General features: G+C 51.3%; 18 protein-coding genes, 1 tRNA gene, 3 rRNA genes and 1 other annotated feature. Of the genes, 11 read left to right on the top strand and 11 right to left on the bottom strand.

Annotated features, from left to right (window positions below; genetic code table 11):
• Positions 1 to 55: 55 nt before the first annotated feature.
• Positions 56 to 1,387 (top strand): ATP-dependent RNA helicase SrmB, encoded by a 1,332-nt coding sequence (gene srmB, locus ACMYSL_RS07525; RefSeq protein WP_181485286.1) that lies wholly within the window; start codon positions 56 to 58, stop codon positions 1,385 to 1,387.
• A 45-nt stretch (positions 1,388 to 1,432) separates the two neighbouring features.
• Here the strand turns inward: srmB and grcA are convergent, their stop codons facing one another.
• A complete protein-coding gene (gene grcA / locus ACMYSL_RS07520; RefSeq protein WP_110272046.1) occupies positions 1,433 to 1,816 on the bottom strand; it encodes an autonomous glycyl radical cofactor GrcA in 384 nt (127 codons plus the stop codon).
• 311 nt (positions 1,817 to 2,127) lie between these two features.
• Here grcA and ung point away from each other — a divergent pair, with 311 nt between their 5' ends.
• Positions 2,128 to 2,817, top strand: coding sequence for a uracil-DNA glycosylase (ung, locus tag ACMYSL_RS07515; protein ID WP_182207627.1), 690 nt, complete (start codon positions 2,128 to 2,130; stop codon positions 2,815 to 2,817).
• Between the two features lie 109 nt (positions 2,818 to 2,926).
• On the opposite strand, the gene ACMYSL_RS07510 is transcribed toward ung, so the two are convergent.
• A complete protein-coding gene (locus ACMYSL_RS07510; RefSeq protein WP_434662031.1) occupies positions 2,927 to 3,997 on the bottom strand; it encodes a tRNA/rRNA methyltransferase in 1,071 nt (356 codons plus the stop codon).
• 203 nt (positions 3,998 to 4,200) lie between these two features.
• Here ACMYSL_RS07510 and trxC point away from each other — a divergent pair, with 203 nt between their 5' ends.
• The 5 genes from trxC (at position 4,201) to ACMYSL_RS07485 (ending at position 9,925) form a co-directional block, all read left to right on the top strand.
• Positions 4,201 to 4,626, top strand: a complete 426-nt coding sequence (gene trxC, locus ACMYSL_RS07505; protein ID WP_004104599.1) for a thioredoxin TrxC — start codon at positions 4,201 to 4,203, stop codon at positions 4,624 to 4,626.
• 69 nt (positions 4,627 to 4,695) lie between these two features.
• Positions 4,696 to 5,394: a tRNA-uridine aminocarboxypropyltransferase gene (locus tag ACMYSL_RS07500; RefSeq protein ID WP_182207629.1), complete on the top strand. Its 699-nt coding sequence runs from the start codon at positions 4,696 to 4,698 to the stop codon at positions 5,392 to 5,394.
• 35 nt (positions 5,395 to 5,429) lie between these two features.
• Positions 5,430 to 8,087, top strand: coding sequence for a bifunctional acetate--CoA ligase family protein/GNAT family N-acetyltransferase (locus tag ACMYSL_RS07495; protein WP_434662028.1), 2,658 nt, complete (start codon positions 5,430 to 5,432; stop codon positions 8,085 to 8,087).
• A 114-nt stretch (positions 8,088 to 8,201) separates the two neighbouring features.
• Positions 8,202 to 9,557 carry a CDP-diacylglycerol--serine O-phosphatidyltransferase gene (gene pssA, locus ACMYSL_RS07490; RefSeq protein ID WP_304261093.1) on the top strand — a complete coding sequence of 452 codons (1,356 nt, stop codon included), beginning with the start codon at positions 8,202 to 8,204 and terminating at the stop codon, positions 9,555 to 9,557.
• Positions 9,558 to 9,598: 41 nt separating this feature from the next.
• The gene (locus tag ACMYSL_RS07485) at positions 9,599 to 9,925 is read left to right on the top strand and encodes a YfiM family lipoprotein (RefSeq protein ID WP_181485281.1); all 327 of its coding nucleotides are present in this window, start codon (positions 9,599 to 9,601) and stop codon (positions 9,923 to 9,925) included.
• A 1-nt stretch (position 9,926) separates the two neighbouring features.
• On the opposite strand, the gene ACMYSL_RS07480 is transcribed toward ACMYSL_RS07485, so the two are convergent.
• The 8 genes from ACMYSL_RS07480 to rluD form a co-directional block, all read right to left on the bottom strand.
• A complete protein-coding gene (locus tag ACMYSL_RS07480) occupies positions 9,927 to 11,225 on the bottom strand; it encodes an MFS transporter (RefSeq protein ID WP_182240469.1) in 1,299 nt (432 codons plus the stop codon).
• Between the two features lie 318 nt (positions 11,226 to 11,543).
• Positions 11,544 to 11,659: ribosomal RNA gene (gene rrf / locus ACMYSL_RS07475) — 5S ribosomal RNA — on the bottom strand.
• 66 nt (positions 11,660 to 11,725) lie between these two features.
• A 23S ribosomal RNA gene (locus ACMYSL_RS07470) occupies positions 11,726 to 14,631 on the bottom strand.
• A gap of 218 nt (positions 14,632 to 14,849) precedes the next feature.
• Positions 14,850 to 14,925, bottom strand: a tRNA-Glu gene (locus ACMYSL_RS07465).
• An 85-nt stretch (positions 14,926 to 15,010) separates the two neighbouring features.
• A 16S ribosomal RNA gene (locus ACMYSL_RS07460) occupies positions 15,011 to 16,550 on the bottom strand.
• The 16S, 23S and 5S rRNA genes sit together here with 1 tRNA gene alongside, the layout of an rRNA operon.
• Positions 16,551 to 16,991: 441 nt before the next feature.
• A complete protein-coding gene (gene clpB / locus ACMYSL_RS07455; RefSeq protein WP_434662026.1) occupies positions 16,992 to 19,565 on the bottom strand; it encodes an ATP-dependent chaperone ClpB in 2,574 nt (857 codons plus the stop codon).
• Positions 19,566 to 19,693: 128 nt separating this feature from the next.
• Positions 19,694 to 20,425 carry a purine nucleoside phosphorylase YfiH gene (gene yfiH / locus ACMYSL_RS07450; RefSeq protein WP_304252880.1) on the bottom strand — a complete coding sequence of 244 codons (732 nt, stop codon included), beginning with the start codon at positions 20,423 to 20,425 and terminating at the stop codon, positions 19,694 to 19,696.
• Positions 20,422 to 21,402 (bottom strand): 23S rRNA pseudouridine(1911/1915/1917) synthase RluD, encoded by a 981-nt coding sequence (gene rluD / locus ACMYSL_RS07445; RefSeq protein WP_110277470.1) that lies wholly within the window; start codon positions 21,400 to 21,402, stop codon positions 20,422 to 20,424. The genes yfiH and rluD overlap by 4 nt, the downstream gene beginning before the upstream one ends.
• 131 nt (positions 21,403 to 21,533) lie before the next feature.
• Here rluD and bamD point away from each other — a divergent pair, with 131 nt between their 5' ends.
• From bamD to pheA, 4 genes are all read left to right on the top strand, one after another.
• Positions 21,534 to 22,271 (top strand): outer membrane protein assembly factor BamD, encoded by a 738-nt coding sequence (bamD, locus tag ACMYSL_RS07440; RefSeq protein WP_112217082.1) that lies wholly within the window; start codon positions 21,534 to 21,536, stop codon positions 22,269 to 22,271.
• 273 nt (positions 22,272 to 22,544) lie between these two features.
• Positions 22,545 to 22,880 (top strand): ribosome-associated translation inhibitor RaiA, encoded by a 336-nt coding sequence (gene raiA, locus ACMYSL_RS07435; RefSeq protein WP_110277468.1) that lies wholly within the window; start codon positions 22,545 to 22,547, stop codon positions 22,878 to 22,880.
• Positions 22,881 to 22,986: 106 nt separating this feature from the next.
• Positions 22,987 to 23,111 (top strand) — a sequence feature (Phe leader region).
• Positions 22,988 to 23,035, top strand: a complete 48-nt coding sequence (gene pheL / locus ACMYSL_RS07430) for a pheA operon leader peptide PheL (protein WP_101706155.1) — start codon at positions 22,988 to 22,990, stop codon at positions 23,033 to 23,035. (Overlaps the previous feature by 48 nt.)
• 30 nt (positions 23,112 to 23,141) lie before the next feature.
• On the top strand, positions 23,142 to 24,302 hold the full coding sequence (pheA, locus tag ACMYSL_RS07425; RefSeq protein ID WP_182240475.1) for a bifunctional chorismate mutase/prephenate dehydratase: 1,161 nt from the start codon (positions 23,142 to 23,144) through the stop codon (positions 24,300 to 24,302).
• Here pheA and ACMYSL_RS07420 read toward each other — a convergent pair.
• Entirely contained in the window at positions 24,299 to 25,171 is an 873-nt protein-coding gene (locus tag ACMYSL_RS07420) for an SMP-30/gluconolactonase/LRE family protein (protein WP_434662022.1), read from the bottom strand. The two genes, pheA and ACMYSL_RS07420, sit on opposite strands and share 4 nt — an antisense overlap.
• Between the last annotated feature and the right edge of the window lie 2 nt (positions 25,172 to 25,173).

Raw genomic sequence — 25,173 nt, 5'->3', positions numbered from 1 at the left:
AGATGAACATTGCGTCCGTAACGTCTATAATCGGCGGTCCACTCAGAGGTAGATCATGACTGTAACGACTTTTTCCGAACTTGAACTCGACGAAAACCTACTGGAAGCGCTCCAGGATAAAGGTTTCACACGCCCGACAGCCATTCAGGCCGCCGCTATTCCGCCTGCGCTTGATGGCCGTGACATTCTCGGTTCAGCCCCGACCGGCACCGGTAAAACAGCGGCGTATTTGCTGCCAGCGTTGCAGCACCTGCTCGATTTTCCACGCAAGAAGTCCGGTCCACCGCGCATTCTCATCTTGACGCCGACTCGCGAGCTGGCGATGCAGGTTGCTGACCATGCGCGTGAACTGGCAAAACATACTCATCTGGATATCGCCACTATCACCGGCGGCGTAGCGTATATGAACCACGCGGAAGTGTTCAGTGAAAACCAGGATATCGTGGTTGCGACCACCGGACGCCTGCTGCAATACATTAAAGAAGAAAACTTCGACTGCCGCGCCGTTGAAACTCTGATTCTTGATGAAGCAGATCGCATGGTCGACATGGGCTTCGCCCAGGATATTGAACACATAGCTGGTGAAACTCGCTGGCGTAAGCAGACCATGCTGTTTTCCGCAACTCTTGAAGGCGACGCGATTAAGGACTTTGCTGAACGTCTGCTGGAAGATCCGGTTGAAGTCTCAGCCACCCCTTCCACTCGCGAGCGTAAGAAAATTCATCAGTGGTACTACCGTGCTGATGACATCAAACACAAAACCGCGCTGCTCGTCAATTTACTGAAGCAACCAGATGCCACACGTTCTATCGTCTTTGTGCGTAAACGCGAGCGTGTTCATGAACTGGCGGGTTGGCTGCGTGAAGCGGGTATCAATACCTGCTGGCTTGAAGGTGAGATGGTTCAGGCGAAGCGCAACGAAGCAATTAAACGAATGACAGACGGTCGTATGAATGTGCTGATTGCGACTGACGTCGCTGCACGTGGTATCGATATTCCGGATGTGAGTCACGTAATCAACTTCGACATGCCGCGTACCGCCGACACCTATCTACACCGCATTGGTCGAACGGGTCGCGCAGGGAAAAAAGGCGTCGCCATTTCTCTGGTTGAGGCTCATGACCACCTGCTGTTGGGCAAAATTGGCCGTTATATTGAAGAGCCGTTAAAAGCCCGAGTCATCGATGAGTTGCGCCCAACGACTCGCGCACCGAGCGAGAAGCAGACTGGTAAGCCGTCTAAGAAAGTATTAGCGAAGCGTGCAGAGAAAAAAGAGAAAGATAAAGAGAAGCCGCGCGTGAAGAAACGTCACCGTGATACCAAGAACATTGGTAAGCGTCGCAAGGCAAGCGGGAGCGATACGCCACAGCAGCCAAACGAAAAGTAAAAAAAACGCCGGGATATCCCGGCGTTTTCACATCAAAACTTAATCTTACAGGCTTTCGGTAAAAGTACGGGCGATAACATCGCGCTGCTGTTCCGGAGTCAGAGAGTTAAAACGTACCGCGTAACCAGATACGCGAATAGTCAGCTGCGGATATTTTTCCGGATGTTCAACCGCATCCATCAACGTTTCGCGACGCAGTACGTTTACGTTCAGGTGCTGACCACCCTCAACGCGAACTTCCGGTTTCACGTCTACCGGAATTTCACGGTATTCGATCTCGCCCAGTTTGCTTACCGCAACCACGTCATCTTCAGCATAACCGGCTTTGGCGCACAGGCAGCGTGCTTCGCCTTTTTCGCTATCCAGCAGCCAGAAAGAGTTCAGCAGGTCGTCGTTTGCAGCTTTAGTAATTTGGATACCAGTAATCATTTGATGCCTCCCAGGCAGTGTTTATTCGATTATTGGCCTTCGCGGCCAATTGGTAAAACCATTGTTGTATGAGTGTATATATAACAGCCGGGCACCCGGCATTCATTGATTTAAATCAACAAAAACCACTCAGTGAAAGTGGGTATGAGTGGATATTATTGTTTTACATCAAGTTACGCCACATCCAACACTAAATAAATTTGTAAAATTTCAATTTTTTTTGCATGAAGAACGTCAATCGCGTGGCGCAAATTTTGTGTTGTAGAAAGATGCAGTTAAGCTATGGCGATGACACTTTGCAGGAGAGCAAAATGACCACCCCATTAACCTGGCACGATGTACTGGCAGAAGAGAAGCAGCAACCCTGGTTTGTTAACACCCTGAAAACCGTTGCTGAAGAACGCCAATCTGGCATCACCATCTACCCACCGCAAAAAGATGTCTTTAATGCGTTTCGTTACACCGAATTAAGCGATGTCAAAGTGGTGATCCTGGGCCAGGATCCCTACCACGGACCCGGGCAGGCTCACGGCCTTGCCTTCTCTGTTCTACCAGGAATTGCGACACCACCATCACTGCTTAATATGTACAAGGAACTGGAAGGGACGATACCTGGATTTCAGCGCCCGACTCACGGTTATCTCGAAAGCTGGGCGCGTCAGGGCGTGCTGCTGCTCAATACCGTATTAACGGTACGTGCGGGGCAAGCACACTCTCACGCCAGCCTCGGATGGGAAACCTTTACCGATAAAGTGATTTCATTGATCAACCAGCATCGGGAAGGTGTGGTGTTCCTGCTGTGGGGGTCTCATGCGCAAAAGAAAGGGGCGATTATCGATCGTCAGCGCCATTGTGTACTGAAAGCGCCGCATCCATCACCGCTTTCCGCCCATCGCGGGTTCTTTGGCAGCAACCATTTTGTCCAGGCCAATCAGTGGCTGGCCGAACGCGGTGAAGCACCGATTGACTGGGTACCGGTGCTACCGACTGAAAGCGAGTAAATGACCGTCCGTATGAATCTACGGACTAGTCATCACTCAGAATCAGGACAAAAAAATGCCAGCATTAGCATTACAGCTATGCTGGCATTTTTTACTTTGAATTAAGGTATCAAGCCTTATTCTGACGCCACCACTCTGCCAGCAATACGCCGGTAGCAACGGAAACGTTCAGGCTCTCCACATTACCTGTCCCTTCGATAGCCACATTCAGATCGGCACTGGAGATCGCCGCATCGGACAGACCATCACTCTCTTGCCCTAACACCAGCACCATTTTCTTCGGCAGCTCGGCTTTAAACAGTGGAGTACCATTATGGCTGGAAGTAGAAACAATAGCGTAACCCGCGCTACGGAATCTCTCGAGCGTATCAATGAAGCTGTCGCCAGTGATCGGCTCAACGTGCTCTGCGCCACCTTCTGCTGTACGGATTGCGGCACCTGACTCCAGTACTCCGGCATCCTGCACAACAACGCCTTTAACGCCGAAATGCGCGCAGCTACGCATGATCGCGCCGAGGTTATGGGGATTACCCACATCTTCCAGCGCCAGAACACAATCTTCAGCATCCGCTTTAGCAACCCACTGTTCAACCGATGTGCCATGACGCTTTTTAATCAGGAAGCAAACGCCGCCATGATGGTCAGTACCTGAAGCTTTAGCCAGTTCAGCTTCATCAACAACGTGATAGGCTTTGCGATTTGCCGCCATCCAGCGAAGAGCTTCTTTAAAGCGAGGCGTTACGCTCTGGATAAACCAGGCACGCACAATGGCATCCGGACGGCTCTGGAATAAGGCCTGGCAGGCATTTTCACCATAAACGCGGGTCTCTTCCGCACGCTGACGACGCAGCACTTCCGGATCGATAAAGCTTTTACCGCTGATCCCACCGTGATCGGCTTTTACCGGAGTTTCTTCTCCAGGCGCACGAGACACGGTACGCCACGGAGAGGAGCCTTCACCACCGAAATCATCACGCTTGCGATCGTCACGTTTACGGTCACCACCGCGGTTACTTCTTTCATCGCGCGCAGGGCGGTTGCGGCCGTCAACGCGTGATTTTCCTGGACGACCTCCCCCTTTCCCGGTACGCGGGTTTTGGGTGCGTTTCTCAGAATCATCATCACTGCGGACATACATCACTTTGACCTTGCCGCTTTTATTTTTCAGTTCGTCGCTCATCAATTTTCTCCACCTGCGCTGCGCGAAGCGCGCAGATTACCCGATGTGTCACCACTTAGCCATTATTTCATTTAAAAGCCTGGGTCTATCGTATTCATCGAACAAAACACATTGTCCTTTAATAGCTACTCATCGATAATATGTAACATTACAGAAACAAATCGGCCACGTGCCGCGCTGCAACCCATAACCAGAGGTTAGTTATGAATACCGTTTGTGCCAGTTGTCAGGCTCTGAACCGCATCCCCGACGATCGTAGCGCCGATGGCGCGAAATGCGGACGCTGCGGTCACGATCTTTTTGACGGCGACGTAATCAACGCGACCGGGGCAACGCTGGATAAACTACTGAAGGACGATCTCCCCGTCGTTGTCGATTTCTGGGCGCCGTGGTGCGGCCCCTGCCGGAACTTCGCGCCGATCTTTGAAGATGTGGCTGAAGAACGCAGTGGCGAAATGCGTTTCGTGAAAGTGAATACCGAAATGGAACGGGAACTCAGCGCCCGCTTTCGCATTCGTAGCATCCCGACCATTATGATGTTTAAAAATGGCGAAGTCATCGACATGCTGAACGGTGCCGTCCCTAAAGCGCCTTTCGATAGCTGGCTAAACGAAGCCGGCCAGCAGTAAACCTGACGGGGCACCGCTTGTGCCCCGTTTTCACCTCTGCGACAATGGCGTTTTTTCTTAGCGATCTCCATGACTGATAACGCCGTCCTTCGCCTTCGCGCCGAACGCCTCGCTCGCGCCACCCGGCCTTTCCTTGCTCGCGGCAACCGTATTCACCGCTGCCAGCGTTGCCTGCTACCGTTGAAACAGTGCCTTTGCGAGACCCTCAACCCGGTTGCCGCTTCCAGTCGTTTTTGTCTGGTAATGTTCGATACCGAGCCGATGAAGCCCAGCAATACCGGGCGCCTTATTGCCGATACCCTCCCGGATACCGAAGCGTTCCAGTGGTCCCGTACTGAACCACCACAGGCATTGCTCGATTTAGTTGCCGACCCTCATTATCAGCCAATGGTGGTTTTTCCTGCGTCTTATGCCGGCACCGAACGTCAGGTACTTGATGCACCGCCTGTGGGCAAACCGCCGCTATTTATTATGCTCGATGGAACCTGGCCCGAAGCGCGAAAAATGTTCCGTAAAAGCCCCTGGCTTGATGCACTGCCGGTTATTTCCGTCGACCTGTCCCGCATCTCTGCTTACCACCTGCGGGAAGCCCATGCGCAAGGGCAATACTGCACTGCCGAAGTGGCGATTGCGTTGCTGGATCTCGCGGGAGATAAACCCGCGGCTGCGGCGCTTGGCGATCACTTTAGCTTGTTCAAAGCACGCTATCTGGCAGGAAAAACGCAGCATAAGGGCAGCATCACAGCACACCCGACAGAAAACGTTTAAAATCATTCGGTCACTGGAGATTTAAGGAGACCGGTATGAGCCAACGAGGCCTGGAAGCATTACTGCGGCCAAAATCGATCGCCGTTATTGGCGCATCAATGAAACCGCAGCGCGCCGGTTATCTGATGATGCGCAACCTGCTGGCTGGCGGGTTTAATGGCCCCGTTCTTCCTGTGACGCCAGCGTGGAAAGCGGTTCAGGGCGTGCTGGCCTGGCCGACTATCGACAGTCTGCCCTTTACGCCCGATCTTGCTGTACTGTGCACTAATGCCCGGAGAAACCTTGAGTTGCTGGAAGCTTTGGGGCAAAAAGGGTGTAAAACCTGCATCATTCTGTCTTCAATACCCGACCAATACCCTGCGCTGCTTAAGTGTGCCGCCCGCTATCAAATGCGCCTGCTCGGGCCAAACAGTCTCGGCCTGCTTGCGCCATGGCAGGGGCTTAATGCCAGCTTTTCTCCGGTTCCAATTCATCGCGGTAAACTGGCGTTTATTTCCCAGTCAGCAGCGGTCTCTAACACTATCCTCGACTGGGCGCAGCAGCGAGAGATGGGTTTTTCTTACTTTATAGCACTGGGTGACAGCCTGGATATCGACGTCGATGATTTACTCGACTTTCTTGCTCGCGATAGCAAGACTAGCGCCATTCTGCTCTATCTTGAGCATATTAGTGATGCCCGCCGTTTTGTTTCAGCGGCGCGTAGCGCCTCGCGTAATAAACCTATCCTGGTGATTAAAAGCGGGCGTAGTCCGGCGGCGCAGAAACTGCTGCACGTTAATTCAGGAATGGATCCTGCGTGGGATGCTGCCATTCAGCGTGCGGGTTTATTGCGGGTACAGGACACTCATGAGCTGTTCTCCGCTGTCGAAACCCTCAGCCATATGCGTCCACTGCGCGGCGAGAAACTGATGATTATCAGCAACGGAGCAGCTCCTGCTGCGTTGGCGCTGGATGAGCTCTGGCTGCGAAATGGCAAACTTGCTGCTCTCAGCGAAGAGACCAGCGACAAACTGCGCCAGGCATTACCTGCTGGCATCGGTATCGCCAACCCGCTGGACCTCCGCGATGACGCCAGTAGCGAGCATTACCTCAAAGCCTTGAACGTACTGTTGGATAGTCATGACTACGACGCTCTGTTGGTGATTCATGCCCCAAGCGCCGCCGCACCGGGAACGGAAAGCGCACTGGCGCTAATTGATGCCCTGAAACGCCACCCACGCGGTAAGTACGTTACCGTTCTCACCAACTGGTGTGGTGAATTCTCTTCTCAAGAAGCACGGCGTCTGTTTAGCGATGCGGGTCTACCGACTTATCGGACTCCCGAGGGCACTATTACCGCCTTTATGCACATGGTGGAATACAGACGTAACCAAAAACAGCTCCGTGAAACACCGGTCCTCTCAGACTCGTTAACCACCAACACAGCTGAAGCCCGAGACTTGCTGCAGCGCGCAATCAATGAAGGCGCTACATCGCTGGATACCCATGAAGTAAGCCCCGTTCTGCGCGCTTATGGCATCCATACTCTGCCGACATGGATTGCTGCAGATAGTGCCGAAGCAGTACATATCGCCGAGCAGATTGGTTATCCGGTGGCGCTGAAGCTACGCTCGCCGGATATCCCCCATAAGTCAGAAGTTCAGGGGGTTATGCTTTATCTACGTACTGCCATCGAAGTACAGCAGGCGGCGGATGCCATTATCGATCGCGTGAAAATGACCTGGCCGCAGGCGCGTATTCACGGACTGCTGGTACAAAGTATGGCCAACCGCGCCGGGGCACAGGAGCTTCGAGTGGTAGTAGAGCACGATCCGGTCTTCGGGCCACTGATCATGCTGGGTGAAGGCGGCGTCGAGTGGCGTGCAGAAGATCAGGCTGCCGTCGCGCTACCGCCGTTGAATATGAACCTGGCGCGCTATCTGGTCATTCAGGCAATCAAGAGTAAAAAAATGCGCGGTCGCAGCGCGCTACGACCATTAGACATTCCTGGCCTGAGTCAATTGCTGGTACAGGTATCTAATTTAATTGTCGACTGCCCGGAGATTCAGCGCCTGGACATCCATCCTTTACTCGCTTCCGGTCACGAGTTTACTGCGCTTGATGTCACGTTAAGTCTTGCCCCTTTTACCGGCGATAGCGAAAGTCGCCTGGCTGTGCGTCCCTATCCGCAACAGCAGGAAGAGTGGGTGGTAATGAAAAATGGCGAACGTTGCCTGTTTCGCCCCATTCTTCCAGAAGATGAGCCGCAGTTGCTGGCCTTTATCGGGCAGGTTACTAAGGAAGATCTTTACTATCGTTACTTCAGCGAAATCAATGAATTTACGCATGACGATTTAGCCAATATGACGCAGATCGACTACGATCGAGAAATGGCTTTTGTTGCCGTGCGTGCAACGGCAGAGGGAAATGAGATCCTCGGGGTAACTCGCGCGATCTCCGACCCGGATAATATCGATGCCGAGTTTGCCGTGCTGGTACGCTCTGACCTGAAAGGTCTGGGTTTAGGCCGTAGGCTACTAGAAAAATTAATTGTTTATACGCAAAGCCACGGTCTGCAACGACTTAACGGCATCACAATGCCTAACAATAAAGGCATGATCGGCCTCGCCAGAAAGCTGGGATTCACGGTTGATATCCAGTTGGAAGATGGAATTGTCAGTTTGTCTCTACAACTTGCACCAGCGCAATCATAAACGGGTGAGCGCAATTGTTGACTACTTTAACGGGTAGTAATGGTATTATTGCCCGCTTACGTCGTCTGCATGGTACAGAAGACCCTTCAATAAACAGAGAAGAAACGCACTGTGATGTTGTCAAAATTTAAACGTAATAAACATCAACAACACCTTGCCCAACTCCCTAAGCTTTCTCAGTCAGTTGATGATATCGAGTTCTTTTACGCTCCCGCAGATTTTCGGCAAGCGTTACTGGCAAAGATAGCTCAAGCCACTCAGCGTATTTGCATTATTGCGCTCTATCTGGAACAGGATGATGGCGGCAAAGGAATTTTGCAGGCACTGTATGACGCTAAACGTCAGCGTCCAGAATTAGATGTTCGGGTACTGGTCGACTGGCATCGAGCCCAGCGTGGTCGTATAGGTGCCGCTGCCTCAAACACCAATGCCGATTGGTATTGCCGTATGGCGCAGGAAAATCCCGGCGTCGATATTCCGGTTTATGGCGTTCCGGTAAATACCCGGGAGGCACTCGGCGTTCTCCATTTCAAAGGTTTTATCGTTGATGATTGCGTTCTCTACAGCGGCGCGAGTCTGAATGATGTTTACCTGCATCAACACGATAAGTATCGCTATGACCGCTACCAGTGCATTCGCAACGGTAAAATGGCCGATGTTATGTTCGATTGGGTTGAGAATAACCTGGTGCAAGGTCGTGGGGTTAATCGCCTGGACAAAGCCGATCGACCGAAAAGTCCGGAAATCAAAAATGATATCCGTCAGTATCGCCAGGAACTTCGCGATAGCAGCTACCATTTTCTCGGCGACGCCGATGAAGATCAGTTATCAGTAACACCACTGGTTGGCTTAGGCAAATCAAGCCTGCTGAATAAAACTATCTTCCATTTGATGCCCTGTGCAGAGCACAAGTTGACCATCTGCACACCTTATTTCAACCTACCCGCTCTACTAGTGCGTAATATCATTCAGCTACTACGTAGCGGAAAGAAAGTTGAAATTATTGTCGGCGATAAAACGGCCAACGATTTCTATATCCCAGAAGATCAGCCGTTTAAAATCATCGGCGCACTTCCCTATCTCTATGAAATTAATCTGCGTCGCTTCCTGAGTCGGCTGCAGTATTATGTCAACACTGACCAACTGATTGTCCGTTTATGGAAAGATGACGATAACAGCTACCACCTGAAAGGCATGTGGGTTGATGACGAATGGATGTTGCTGACGGGAAATAACCTGAACCCTCGCGCATGGCGACTTGATCTGGAAAATGCCATTCTTATCCACGATCCGAAACATCAACTTGGCGCAATGCGTGAAAAAGAGCTTAATCTCATTCGCAAGCATACGACAATCGTCCAACACTATCGTGATTTGCAAAGCATTGCTGATTACCCGGTAAAAGTTCGCAAGCTAATTCGACGCTTGAGACGTATCCGAATCGACCGTCTTATTAGCCGTATCCTTTGAATTTCCGCCCCACTATATGTGGGGCTTTTTGTGGATTTTATATGCGCATTATCGTGATTATCGCTCTGCTATTATTGCTAACCGGTTGTAGTCATATGGCTAATGACTCCTGGAAAGGCCAGGATAAAGCACAGCATTTCCTCGCCTCAGCAATGCTCTCTGCAGCAGGTAATGAATATGCCCAGCACCAGGGCTATAGCCGCGATCGTAGTGCCGCTATCGGTTTTATGTTTTCCGTGAGTTTAGGTGCATCTAAAGAGTTGTGGGACAGCCGTCCCGCAGGAAGCGGCTGGAGTTGGAAAGATTTCGCCTGGGATGTGGCTGGTGCGACTACGGGCTTCGCCGTATGGCAGTTAGCACACCAATAGCCTATAAACGCAGGCCCTTACCTTTACGGTGTAATGCCAGAGAAACCAAGAGAGCAATAACCCCCATCACAGTGACATACCAGTAAAAAGCGTGCTCGATCCCGGCCGACTTTAGTGACAGGGCGACATATTCCGCCGAGCCGCCAAACAGCGCGTTGGCAACTGCATAAGATAACCCTACCCCTAACGCGCGCACCTGAGCCGGAAACATTTCTGCCTTCAGAATCCCGCTGATTGAGGTATAGAAACTAATGATGAGCAGTGCACATATTACCAGGGCAAATGCCGCATACGGCGAACTCACATTTTGCAGTGCATTCAAAATAGGTACAGTGAAGATTGTTACCAGCACACCAAAACAAAGCATCGAACTACGGCGGCCAATTTTATCTGAAAGTGCACCAAAAAGGGGCTGAACCAGCATATATACGAATAACGCAGCGGTCATAATCATACTGGCAGTGTTGGCCGTCATGCCCGCCGTATTCACTAGATACTTCTGCATATAGGTTGTAAAGGTATAAAAACTCAGCGAGCCGGCAGCGGTGAAACCCAGCACCATCATAAAAGCCTTGCGGTTACGCCATAACCCTTTAAACGATCCCGCCTCTTTTAACGCACGATTTTCCTGCTTTGAGGTTTCATCCAGTTGACGACGAAGCCACAGGGCCACGATGGCCAGCACCGCACCGAGGGCAAAAGGTATACGCCATCCCCAGGCATGAAGGTCCTCATCACTCAGTATCTGCTGCAAAGCAACAACGACAAGTACTGCCAGTAGTTGGCCACCAATCAGAGTGACATATTGAAATGAGGCATAGAAGCCTTTCTTTCCCTCAATAGCGACCTCACTCATATAAGTTGCACTAGTGCCATATTCCCCCCCAACAGAAAGCCCCTGGAATAAACGAGCCAGCAACAGCAACGCCGGTGCCCATGTGCCTATCGTTGCATAGCCAGGCAAACAGGCGATCACCAGTGAACCAAAACACATCATACAAACTGAAATAAGCATGGAGGTTTTACGTCCACGGCGATCGGCAATGCGGCCAAACAACCATCCTCCTATCGGACGCATCAGAAAACCGGCAGCAAACACACCTGCCGTTTGTAACAATTGAGTTGTTGTGTTTCCAGAGGGGAAGAAGATGTGCGCAAAATAAAGTGAGCAGAATGAGTAGACATAAAAATCAAACCATTCGACCAGGTTCCCTGAAGATGCACCTACTATTGCCCATATACGACGCCGTGTATCCCCTTGTTCAAGTGAACCACGTGCATTAATGCTACCTTCTGTCATTATAATTCTGCTCCAGCAAAGACGGCAATCTGCCTTGTCGAGCGTGTCACAGCACTCCGGCAAATCAATTAGTGAATAAAATGTTATATAATTGTTATTATTTTATATGTGATTATAGTCACACTTTTCCGGTGAAGTATTTTTTCAAAATTAACGCCAGAACGTAGGCAAGGAAAAAGTGAAATATGGCGGCGAGTAAAGCTGAGCAGGTTTTAATGTTGCAAAAGAGGAATGTAAATACTGCCGTTGAGATCGATTTCTTATACAGCAAAAACGCAAAAAGCCCATCCGTCAGGATGGGCTCTTCACTTAATTAATGCCTGGCAGTTCCCTACTCTCACATGGGGAGACCCCACACTACCATCGGCGCTACGGCGTTTCACTTCTGAGTTCGGCATGGGGTCAGGTGGGACCACCGCGCTGTCGCCGCCAGGCAAATTCTGTTTAATCTGTATCAAGCTGAAATTCTCTCAAATCCGCCAAAACATCTTCGGCGTTGTAAGGTTAAGCCTCACGGTTCATTAGTACCGGTTAGCTCAACGTATCGCTACGCTTACACACCCGGCCTATCAACGTCGTCGTCTTCAACGTTCCTTCAGGACTCTCAAGGAGTCAGGGAGAACTCATCTCGGGGCAAGTTTCGTGCTTAGATGCTTTCAGCACTTATCTCTTCCGCATTTAGCTACCGGGCAATGCCATTGGCATGACAACCCGAACACCAGTGATGCGTCCACTCCGGTCCTCTCGTACTAGGAGCAGCCCCCTCAATTCTCCAGCGCCCACGGCAGATAGGGACCGAACTGTCTCACGACGTTCTAAACCCAGCTCGCGTACCACTTTAAATGGCGAACAGCCATACCCTTGGGACCTACTTCAGCCCCAGGATGTGATGAGCCGACATCGAGGTGCCAAACACCGCCGTCGATATGAACTCTTGGGCGGTATCAGCCTGTTATCCCCGGAGTACCTTTTATCCGTTGAGCGATGGCCCTTCCATTCAGAACCACCGGATCACTATGACCTGCTTTCGCACCTGCTCGCGCCGTCACGCTCGCAGTCAAGCTAGCTTATGCCATTGCACTAACCTCCTGATGTCCGACCAGGATTAGCTAACCTTCGTGCTCCTCCGTTACTCTTTAGGAGGAGACCGCCCCAGTCAAACTACCCACCAGACACTGTCCGCAACCCGGATTACGGGTCCACGTTAGAACACCAGCCATTAAAGGGTGGTATTTCAAGGATGGCTCCATGCAGACTGGCGTCCACACTTCAAAGCCTCCCACCTATCCTACACATCAAGGACCAGTGTTCAGTGTCAAGCTATAGTAAAGGTTCACGGGGTCTTTCCGTCTTGCCGCGGGTACACTGCATCTTCACAGCGAGTTCAATTTCACTGAGTCTCGGGTGGAGACAGCCTGGCCATCATTACGCCATTCGTGCAGGTCGGAACTTACCCGACAAGGAATTTCGCTACCTTAGGACCGTTATAGTTACGGCCGCCGTTTACCGGGGCTTCGATCAAGAGCTTCTCCGCGAGGATAACCCCATCAATTAACCTTCCGGCACCGGGCAGGCGTCACACCGTATACGTCCACTTTCGTGTTTGCACAGTGCTGTGTTTTTAATAAACAGTTGCAGCCAGCTGGTATCTTCGACTGATTTCAGCTCCGTGAGCAAGTCACTTCACCTACCATCAGCGTGCCTTCTCCCGAAGTTACGGCACCATTTTGCCTAGTTCCTTCACCCGAGTTCTCTCAAGCGCCTTGGTATTCTCTACCTGACCACCTGTGTCGGTTTGGGGTACGATTTGATGTTACCTGATGCTTAGAGGCTTTTCCTGGAAGCAGGGCATTTGTTACTTCAGCACCGTAGTGCCTCGTCATCACACCTCAGCGTTGAATAACGTTCCGGATTTACCTGGAACATCCGCCTACATGCTTAAACCGGGACAACCGTCGCCCGGCTAACATAGCCTTCTCCGTCCCCCCTTCGCAGTAACACCGAGTACAGGAATATTAACCTGTTTCCCATCGACTACGCCTTTCGGCCTCGCCTTAGGGGTCGACTCACCCTGCCCCGATTAACGTTGGACAGGAACCCTTGGTCTTCCGGCGAGCGGGCTTTTCACCCGCTTTATCGTTACTTATGTCAGCATTCGCACTTCTGATACCTCCAGCAACCCTCACAGGCCACCTTCAACGGCTTACAGAACGCTCCCCTACCCAACAACACATAGTGTCGCTGCCGCAGCTTCGGTGCATGGTTTAGCCCCGTTACATCTTCCGCGCAGGCCGACTCGACCAGTGAGCTATTACGCTTTCTTTAAATGATGGCTGCTTCTAAGCCAACATCCTGGCTGTCTGTGCCTTCCCACATCGTTTCCCACTTAACCATGACTTTGGGACCTTAGCTGGCGGTCTGGGTTGTTTCCCTCTTCACGACGGACGTTAGCACCCGCCGTGTGTCTCCCGTGATAACATTCTTCGGTATTCGTAGTTTGCATCGGGTTGGTAAGTCGGGATGACCCCCTAGCCGAAACAGTGCTCTACCCCCGAAGATGAGTTCACGAGGCGCTACCTAAATAGCTTTCGGGGAGAACCAGCTATCTCCCGGTTTGATTGGCCTTTCACCCCCAGCCACAAGTCATCCGCTAATTTTTCAACATTAGTCGGTTCGGTCCTCCAGTTAGTGTTACCCAACCTTCAACCTGCCCATGGCTAGATCACCGGGTTTCGGGTCTATACCCTGCAACTTAACGCCCAGTTAAGACTCGGTTTCCCTGCGGCTCCCCTATACGGTTAACCTTGCTACAGAATATAAGTCGCTGACCCATTATACAAAAGGTACGCAGTCACCCAACAAGTGGGCTCCTACTGCTTGTACGTACACGGTTTCAGGTTCTGTTTCACTCCCCTCGCCGGGGTTCTTTTCGCCTTTCCCTCACGGTACTGGTTCACTATCGGTCAGTCAGGAGTATTTAGCCTTGGAGGATGGTCCCCCCATATTCAGACAGGATACCACGTGTCCCGCCCTACTCTTCGAGTTCACAGCCTGTGTGCTTTTGTGTACGGGAGTATCACCCTGTACCCTGCGACTTTCCAGACGCTTCCACTAACACACAAACTGATTCAGACTCTGGGCTCCTCCCCGTTCGCTCGCCGCTACTGGGGGAATCTCGGTTGATTTCTTTTCCTCGGGGTACTTAGATGTTTCAGTTCCCCCGGTTCGCTTCGTTAAGCTATGTATTCACTTAACGATAGTGTGACGAATCACACTGGGTTTCCCCATTCGGAAATCGTCGGTTATAACGGTTCATATCACCTTACCGACGCTTATCGCAGATTAGCACGTCCTTCATCGCCTCTGACTGCCAGGGCATCCACCGTGTACGCTTAGTCGCTTAACCTCACAACCCGAAGATGTTTCGTAAAACACTTCATGATTGCGAAAATTTGAGAGACTCGAACACACCGTCATGCTGTTCTTATTACGGAGAACAGACGCAGCGTGTCGTTTCAATTTTCAGCTTGATCCAGATTTTTAAAGAGCAAATATCTCAAACGTAACTCACTGAGTTAGTTTTGAGATATAGAGGTCGGCGACTTTCACTCACAAACCAGCAAGTGGCGTCCCCTAGGGGATTCGAACCCCTGTTACCGCCGTGAAAGGGCGGTGTCCTGGGCCTCTAGACGAAGGGGACACTGAAGTCTCAATCGCAAGACGCCTTGCTATTTACTATTCATCAGACAATCTGTGTGGACACTACAAAGGCAGGTTCTTTAAGGTAAGGAGGTGATCCAACCGCAGGTTCCCCTACGGTTACCTTGTTACGACTTCACCCCAGTCATGAATCACAAAGTGGTAAGCGCCCTCCCGAAGGTTAAGCTACCTACTTCTTTTGCAACCCACTCCCATGGTGTGACGGGCGGTGTGTACAAGGCCCGGGAACGTATTCACCGTGGCATTCTGATCCACGATTACTAGCGATTCCGACTTCACGGAGTCGAGTTGCAGACTCCGATCCGGACTACGACATACTTTATGAGGTCCGCTTGCTCTCGCGAGATCGCTTCTCTTTGTATATGCCATTGTAGCACGTGTGTAGCCCTACTCGTAAGGGCCATGATGACTTGACGTCATCCCCACCTTCCTCCAGTTTATCACTGGCAGTCTCCTTTGAGTTCCCGGCCGAACCGCTGGCAACAAAGGATAAGGGTTGCGCTCGTTGCGGGACTTAACCCAACATTTCACAACACGAGCTGACGACAGCCATGCAGCACCTGTCTCAGAGTTCCCGAAGGCACCAAAGCATCTCTGCTAAGTTCTCTGGATGTCAAGAGTAGGTAAGGTTCTTCGCGTTGCATCGAATTAAACCACATGCTCCACCGCTTGTGCGGGCCCCCGTCAATTCATTTGAGTTTTAACCTTGCGGCCGTACTCCCCAGGCGGTCGACTTAACGCGTTAGCTCCGGAAGCCACTCCTCAAGGGAACAACCTCCAAGTCGACATCGTTTACAGCGTGGACTACCAGGGTATCTAATCCTGTTTGCTCCCCACGCTTTCGCACCTGAGCGTCAGTCTTTGTCCAGGGGGCCGCCTTCGCCACCGGTATTCCTCCAGATCTCTACGCATTTCACCGCTACACCTGGAATTCTACCCCCCTCTACAAGACTCTAGCCTGCCAGTTTCGAATGCAGTTCCCAGGTTGAGCCCGGGGATTTCACATCCGACTTGACAGACCGCCTGCGTGCGCTTTACGCCCAGTAATTCCGATTAACGCTTGCACCCTCCGTATTACCGCGGCTGCTGGCACGGAGTTAGCCGGTGCTTCTTCTGCGAGTAACGTCAATGAATGCGGTTATTAACCACATCCCCTTCCTCCTCGCTGAAAGTACTTTACAACCCGAAGGCCTTCTTCATACACGCGGCATGGCTGCATCAGGCTTGCGCCCATTGTGCAATATTCCCCACTGCTGCCTCCCGTAGGAGTCTGGACCGTGTCTCAGTTCCAGTGTGGCTGGTCATCCTCTCAGACCAGCTAGGGATCGTCGCCTTGGTGAGCCGTTACCTCACCAACAAGCTAATCCCATCTGGGCACATCTGATGGCATGAGGCCCGAAGGTCCCCCACTTTGGTCTTACGACGTTATGCGGTATTAGCTACCGTTTCCAGTAGTTATCCCCCTCCATCAGGCAGTTTCCCAGACATTACTCACCCGTCCGCCACTCGTCACCCGAGAGCAAGCTCTCTGTGCTACCGTTCGACTTGCATGTGTTAGGCCTGCCGCCAGCGTTCAATCTGAGCCATGATCAAACTCTTCAATTTAAGTTTGATGCTCGTGAATTAAACTTCGTAATGAATTACGTATGTTCACTCAGAGACTTGGTATTCATTTTTCGTCTTGCGACGTTAAGAATCCATGTCACTTTGAGTGCCCACACAGATTGTCTGATAAATTGTTAAAGAGCAATGCAACGCGGCTTTCGCTCACCGTTGCGAGGTGGCGTATAATACGCTTTCCTCTTTCAGAGTCAACCTTATTTTCAGGCTTTTCTCTTCAACCGACCCGGCTGTTTGTGTGAAGTGATTCACATCTGCCGTGTCAGTGGGAGCGCATTATAGGGAGTAATTCCGAAGTGACAAGGGGAATTTCAAAAAAAAGATCCACCCGATTACTTTTCGAGCAAAAATCTTGTCCGGTCTAAATTATCGCCTGGTTTTTAAACAAAAACGAGCCCGATGGGCTCGTTTTTGTTGTTTTGTGATTTACTGCACTGCCACAATCCGATCGTCTTTCACGATTAATTGCACTTCTTTCCCTGGAATCAGCTCACCAGAAAGAATCTGCTGTGCCAGCGGGTTTTCGATCTGTTGCTGGATAGCCCGTTTCAGTGGACGTGCACCATAAACAGGATCATAACCATTTTCGCTCAGTAACTTCAGCGCATCATCAGATATGCGGACTTCATAACCACGCTCCTCCAGACGTTTGTACAACCGCTGCAGTTGAATCTGCGCAATTGAAGCAATGTGTTTTTCACCCAGCGGGTGGAATACAACGACTTCATCAATACGGTTGATAAATTCCGGGCGGAAACTTTGGCTAACAACTCCCAGAACAATGTCTTTCATATGGCCATAATCCAACGCCCCGAAACGTTCCTGAATAAGATCCGAACCGAGGTTAGAAGTCATAATGACGACCGTATTACGGAAGTCGACCGTTCTCCCCTGCCCGTCAGTCAAACGTCCATCGTCCAGAACCTGCAACAGAATGTTAAAGACATCTGGATGCGCTTTTTCCACTTCATCCAACAGGATGACGGAATAAGGACGACGGCGAACCGCTTCAGTCAGATAGCCACCTTCTTCATAACCGACATATCCCGGAGGCGCCCCCACCAAACGCGAAACGGAATGTTTCTCCATAAACTCGGACATATCGATACGAACCATCGCATCGTCGCTATCAAACATGAAGTTAGCCAGAGCTTTACAAAGTTCCGTTTTACCAACACCGGTTGGCCCAAGAAACAGGAATGAGCCAATCGGTCGGTTCGGATCGGACAGGCCAGCACGGCTACGACGAATCGCATTCGATACCGCTTCAACTGCCTCATTCTGACCAATCACGCGATGGTGCAGGTCCTGTTCCATACGCAACAGCTTTTCGCGCTCACCTTCCAGCATTCTGGCGACAGGGATGCCGGTCCAGCGAGCCAGCACTTCCGCAATTTCTGCATCCGTTACTTTATTACGCAACAGGCGCATGGTCTTGCCTTCAGACTGAGTTGCAGCCGCCAGCTGTTTTTCCAGCTCAGGAATTTTGCCATATTGCAGTTCAGACATCCGCGCCAGATCACCGACGCGACGCGCCTGTTCAATGGCTATTTTTGCCTGCTCCAGCTCAGCCTTAATCGTCTGGGTTCCAGAGAGTGACGCTTTTTCAGCCTTCCACTCTTCTTCTAATACTGAATATTGACGCTCTTTATCCGCCAGCTCTTCATTCAGCATATCCAGCCGCTTGATACTGGCTTCATCCGACTCTTTCTTTAACGCCTGCTGCTCCAGCTTGAGCTGGATAATACGGCGGTCGAGGCGATCGAGCTCTTCCGGCTTCGAGTCAATCTGCATACGGATGCTGGATGCGGCTTCATCAATCAGGTCGATGGCTTTATCCGGCAACTGCCGATCAGCGATGTAGCGATGCGATAAAGTAGCCGCTGCAACAATCGCCGGATCGGTTATCTGAACGTGGTGGTGCAGTTCATAACGTTCTTTAAGGCCTCGCAAAATTGCGATGGTATCTTCTACCGTCGGTTCAGCAACGAACACCTTCTGGAAACGACGTTCCAGCGCCGCATCTTTTTCGATGTACTGACGATATTCGTCCAGCGTCGTGGCGCCTACGCAGTGCAGTTCACCACGAGCCAGTGCCGGTTTCAGCATGTTCCCGGCATCCATGGCGCCATCAGCCTTACCAGCCCCCACCATAGTGTGCAGCTCGTCGATAAACAGGATAACGTTACCTTCCTGTTTCGCTAGATCGCTAAGCACACCTTTTAGACGCTCTTCAAACTCGCCACGATATTTAGCCCCAGCCACCAGCGAGCCCATGTCCAGTGACAGTACCCGACGGCCTTTCAGGCCTTCCGGAACCTCACCATTCACAATTCGCTGCGCCAGTCCTTCAACAATGGCCGTTTTACCGACGCCAGGCTCACCAATGAGCACAGGGTTGTTTTTGGTACGACGCTGCAGTACCTGAATAGTACGGCGGATCTCTTCATCACGGCCGATCACCGGGTCAAGCTTGCCCTGCTCGGCTCGCTCGGTCAGATCGACGGTAAATTTTTTCAATGCCTGACGTTGGTCTTCGGCACCCTGATCGTTCACGCTTTCACCTCCACGCATTTGTTCAATCGCCTGACTCACGTTGGCGGTTGTTGCTCCGGCGGATCTCAAAAGGTCGGTCAGCGTACCGCGTGATTCAAGCGCCGCCAGAACGAACAGTTCCGACGAAATAAAGTTGTCCTTTCTCTTTTGCGCCAGCTTGTCGCAAAGGTTCAGAATACGCACCAAATCCTGAGATGGTTGAACATCACCACCGGTACCTTCCACCTGGGGTAAACGGCTCAGTGCTTGTTCAATATTGGTGCGTAACTCTCCGGCGTTGATGCCGGCTGAAGTTAATAAAGGACGTACCGATCCCCCTTCCTGATTCAGCAAGGCGCTCATTAAATGAAGAGGTTCGATGAATTGGTTGTCGTGCCCAAGTGCAAGCGACTGGGCATCGGCAAGAGCAAGCTGGAATTTATTGGTAAGACGATCCAGACGCATAACTCCTCCCATAACAGGTCAAATTTGCTACTGGAGATTAAATGAGGTCATCCCTCAATTATTCAAGGTTAAAGACCTGAACTATGCAAAAAATAAGTCTGCCTTCTGGATCGTCTTAGTCCGGCAGGTTATATCAGCCAGATGAAACTTGCCATACGCCCTGTCGTCTTGTCGCGACGATAAGAGAAAAAATCATCCTTTTCACTTAGAGTACAGCGGTCGCCACCGAAAACCAGCCCCACGCCGGCATTCGCCAGGCGCTGACGAGCCAGTTGATAGATGTTAGCAAGATATTTCTCGCCCGTAGGACGAAATGCGCTCTCCGCTTGGGCATCCTTTTGCATAAAGGCTTCACGTACTTCCGCACCAACCTCAAATGCTTCCGGCCCAATAGCCGGGCCAAGCCAGGCCATGATATTTTCTGGTTGATCGGCAAAACAGGAGACCGTTTCTTCCAGTACGCCTTCGCATAGCCCACGCCAGCCGGCATGAGCTGCCGCGATCTCAGTGCCTGCGCGGTTACAAAAAAGCACCGGCAGGCAGTCAGCTGTCATTACCGCACATACCGTACCCGGCACATTGCAGTACGAAGCATCCGCGCGTTTTGATTCATACGGCCCGCCGTCAAGTTTCAGTACCGCCGTGCCGTGAACTTGCTCCAGCCACACCGGATATGACGGCAGGCCGCCTGCGGCAAACATCCGCCGACGATTCTCTTCTACGTGCTGTAGATTGTCGCCACAATGAGCACCAAGGTTGAGTGAATCATAAGGAAACTGACTCACCCCACCAATACGAGTTGAACTACAGGCAGCCACGCCTTCTGGTGCAGCCCATTGCGGAACAATCAATTTAGTCATAACCAGTCGATATCGTCCTTGTGGTCTTCAAAATCAGCACGCATGGCATCAATCAAATCAACCATATCTTGTGGAATCGGCGCATGCCATTCCATCTCAATCCCGCTAACCGGATGGTATAAACGCAGCATAGTGGCATGCAGAGCCTGGCGATCAAACTTACGCAGCGCTGAAATGAACTCTTCCGAAGCCCCTTTCGGCGGACGCGGGCGACCACCGTAAACCTGATCGCCCACCAACGGATGGGTGATATGCGCCATATGCACACGAATCTGGTGCGTACGGCCGGTTTCCAGGCGCAAACGCAGACGAGTATGAATGCGGAAATGCTCCATTATGCGATAATGCGTCACCGCCGGTTTCCCCATTGGGTGCACCGCCATATGCGTACGTTTGGTAGGATGGCGACTGATCGGTTCTTCAACCATTCCCCCAGCCGTCATGTGACCAATCGCTACCGCTTCATACTCACGAGTGATTTCACGCAGTTGCAGAGATTCCACTAGTCGGGTTTGAGCCGGGATAGTTTTCGCCACCACCATCAAACCGGTGGTGTCTTTATCCAGACGGTGCACGATACCCGCACGCGGTACATTGGCGATGAGCGGATAGTGATGCAGCAGCGCATTCAGCACAGTACCGTCAGGATTGCCCGCGCCGGGGTGTACAACTAAACCGCGCGGTTTGTTAATTACGAGGATGTCATCATCTTCATAAACGATATTGAGCGGAATATCCTGCGGTTGAAAACGGACTTCTTCTTCGATTTCAACATCGACAGAAATCGTCTCTCCCCCCAGCACCTTCTCTTTCGGCTTATCGCTGACATTGCCGTTTACCAGCACTCTCTGGTTGAGGATCCATTCTTTTATGCGTGAACGCGAATAATCCGGGAACAATTCGGCCAAAGCCTGATCTAAGCGTTGACCGAGTTGTTTTTCGGTCACCGTTGCGTTGAGTTGTACTCGTTGTGCCATATACAGCTTCTTCGTTTAACGTTGGGTTTTACGGCTTTGCCGTTTAATATAGTGTGCTATTGTAGCTGGTCTTAATCGGGAGCAGGAACAGAGATTCTCCCGCATAAACATTTTGAGGAAGTCAAAACGTCATGACGCGCATGAAATACCTGGTGGCAGCAGCCACACTGAGCCTGGCTTTGGTGGGTTGCTCTGGCTCAAAGGAAGAGGTGCCCGATAACCCGCCGAATGAGATCTACGCAACCGCTCAGCAAAAGCTGCAGGACGGTAACTGGAAACAGGCAATAACGCAACTGGAAGCGTTGGATAACCGTTATCCCTTCGGCCCCTATTCCCAACAGGTACAGTTGGATCTAATTTATGCGTACTACAAAAACGCGGACCTTCCGCTGGCTCAAGCAGCCATCGATCGCTTTGTGCGCCTGAACCCTACGCATCCTAACATTGATTACGTCATTTATATGCGTGGTCTGACAAATATGGCGTTGGACGACAGTGCGCTGCAAGGTTTCTTCGGTGTTGATCGCTCTGATCGCGATCCGCAACACGCGCGCGATGCCTTTAATGACTTCTCCAAACTGGTTCGTGGTTATCCGAACAGCCAGTACTCGACCGATGCCTACAAACGTATGGTGTTCTTGAAGGATCGTCTGGCGAAGTATGAACTGTCGGTTGTTGATTATTACACCGATCGCGGTGCGTGGGTTGCAGTTGTAAACCGCGTAGATGGCATGCTGCGTAACTATCCAGATACCCAGGCCACTCGCGATGCACTGCCGAAGATGGAAAACGCTTACCGCCAAATGCAGATGAGTGCTCAGGCTGACAAAGTCGCGAAAATCATTGCGGCAAACAGCAAAAACACCTGATCGCCTTTAGATAAGCAAAACGGCAGTCAAAATGGCTGCCGTTTTTTTATTCATTGAAGACCCTTAGCTGAAGCGGTTTAGCGCCGGGTTAACTCATCAAATATGGCTCTCTTTCTTCCATTCGACAAGTAAAATCTCATCTGTTCCTGTCCTGCCTCACAAAATGAATTTGTTGACAAAAAGTGACAATAAAATGTGATTTAAATCACGTATTTTGACATTGGGCGAGGTATGCTGAATTCACCAAGACGGGAAAGACAAGAGGTAAAATTTATGACAATGAACATTACCAGTAAACAAATGGAAATTACTCCGGCAATTCGCCAGCACGTCGCAGACCGTCTCGCCAAATTGGAAAAATGGCAAACTCACTTAATTAACCCGCACATCATCCTCTCTAAGGAGCCGCAGGGTTTTGTCGCTGATGCAACTATCAATACGCCAAACGGCCACTTAGTTGCCAGCGCACGGCACGAAGATATGTATGCCGCAATCAACGAATTGATCAACAAGCTGGAACGGCAGCTGAACAAAGTGCAACACAAAGGGGAAGCCCGCCGCGCCGCAACATCGGTGAAAGAGGCAGGCTTTGTGGAAGAAGAAGAGTAATCCTTAACTTAAGCTTGTGTCATGCCACGCGCCTTCGGGCGCGTTTTTTATTGACAGAATGAAAACAGTACAGGTACTGTAATCCCCACTAACTCAAGGAATTCATCGTGAAACTGATCCCGTTCTTCTTCGCATTCTTTTTTACCTTCCCCTGAATGGGAGGCAATTCGTCGTGTGATAAAGAATGCGAAGACGAACTACAAGGCCTCCCAAACGGGAGGCCTTTTTTATTGATAATCAATAACAAGAAAGGCAACACATATGACCGAGGAAAACCCATTACTGGCCCTACGCGATAAGATAAGCGCTCTGGATGAGAAACTGCTTGCGCTGCTGGCGGAGCGCCGCGGCCTGGCCGTTGAGGTTGGGAAAGCTAAGCTAGCCTCACACCGCCCGGTACGCGATATCGACCGTGAGCGCGACCTGCTGGAACGCCTGATGACAATAGGGAAGAACCACCATCTTGATGCTCATTACATTACGCGCCTGTTCCAGTTGATCATTGAAGACTCGGTCCTCACTCAGCAAACGCTATTGCAGCAGCACCTGAATAAAATTAACCCGCACTCCGCGCGCGTGGCGTTTCTCGGGCCTAAAGGCTCATACTCGCACCTTGCTTCTCGTCAGTATGCCGCCCGCCACTTCGAACAGTTTATCGAAAGCGGCTGTGCTAAATTCGCCGATATTTTTGAGCAGGTGGAAACCGGTCAGGCTGACTATGCCGTCGTCCCGATTGAAAATACCAGCTCCGGCGGTATCAATGATGTTTACGACCTTCTGCAACACACCAGCTTGTCTATCGTTGGCGAGCTGACTCTGCCTATCGATCACTGCGTGCTGGTGTCGACATCAACCGATGCGCAGCAAATTACAACCGTCTACAGTCACCCGCAGCCGTTCCAGCAGTGCAGTCAGTATCTTAGCCGCTATCCGCACTGGAACATTGAATATACTGACAGCACGTCCTCAGCAATGGAAAAAGTGGCGCAGGCTAACTCACCGACTGTTGCCGCATTGGGTAGCGAAGCTGGCGGCGCGCTGCATGGTTTACAGGTTCTGGAACACTGCCTGGCTAACCAGACGCAAAACATCACCCGTTTCCTGATTTTGGCCCGCAAAGCGGTAGACGTTTCCGATCAGGTTCCGGCGAAAACAACCTTGCTGATGGCCACCGGTCAACAAGCAGGTGCTCTGGTAGAGGCGCTACTGGTACTGCGCAACCACAATCTGATCATGACTAAGCTGGAATCGCGCCCAATTCACGGCAATCCGTGGGAAGAGATGTTTTATCTGGATATCCAGGCCAATCTGGAATCGCTGTCCATGCGTAAGGCACTGAAAGAACTGGCCGAGATTACCCGTTCGATGAAAGTGCTGGGCTGCTACCCCAGCGAAAACGTGGTGCCGGTCGATCCAGTTTAACACTCGATAAATGGCAATTTCTTCATCCCTGCCACCGCTACCGGCAGGGTGAAGATCGCACCGGAGAGCGGATACTTCGCCACTTCATCGGCATCCATATTCTCCCGCGTGGTAGTGATGTAGAGAGTCTTCATATCCGCACCGCCAAAACAGACCATCGTCGGGCAACGTACTGGTAAACAATATTCTTCCAACTGCTCACCCGCTGGTGAAAAGCGTGCAATACGCCAGCCGTCAAACATCGCACTCCAGTAGCATCCTTCAATATCGACAGCAGCACCATCCGGGATCCCTTCCCCCGATTGAAAGCGACGAAAGACCTCGCGCTTACCCGGCTCACCCTGTTCATCCAGCGGCGTACGATAAATAACTGCATTTGGCGTATCCGAAGTATACATCCAGCACTTATCTTCGCTAAATGCCAGACCGTTGGCGCCGTGGATATCGCACTGAATAACCTGCGCAGAGAGATCGTTATCAATACGCATCAAAAGCGCACCGTTAAAGTCACCCGGCCCCCAAAAGGTCCCCGCGTAAAAGCGACCATCGCGATCGGTTCCACCATCATTAAAACGAGCTAACTGCGGATTACCAGGGTTATCGCACACTTTTCGCTGCAGTAGGCCGTGAGCATCAGTAAGCCAGATGGCGCTACGTAAAGCGACAATGAAACCGCCCTTCTCCCGCAACGAAAAACAACCCACCTCTTCGGGAAATTGCAGAACCTGATGTTCACCGGTCTGCACATCGTAGCGGTGAATCTCACACTCCATAATATCGGCCCAATACAATGCCTGTTCGGCCTCGCTCCAGGTCGGACATTCCGGCAAATGTCCTGCGTAATCAAACAGCAGTTGTAGTTCAGCCATCG

It is taken from the genome of Klebsiella sp. MISC125, assembly GCF_051131775.1.
GTDB lineage: Bacteria > Pseudomonadota > Gammaproteobacteria > Enterobacterales > Enterobacteriaceae > Klebsiella.
Note: the sequence above shows the minus strand (reverse complement) of the source record. Positions and strands in the feature narration are given on the sequence as shown.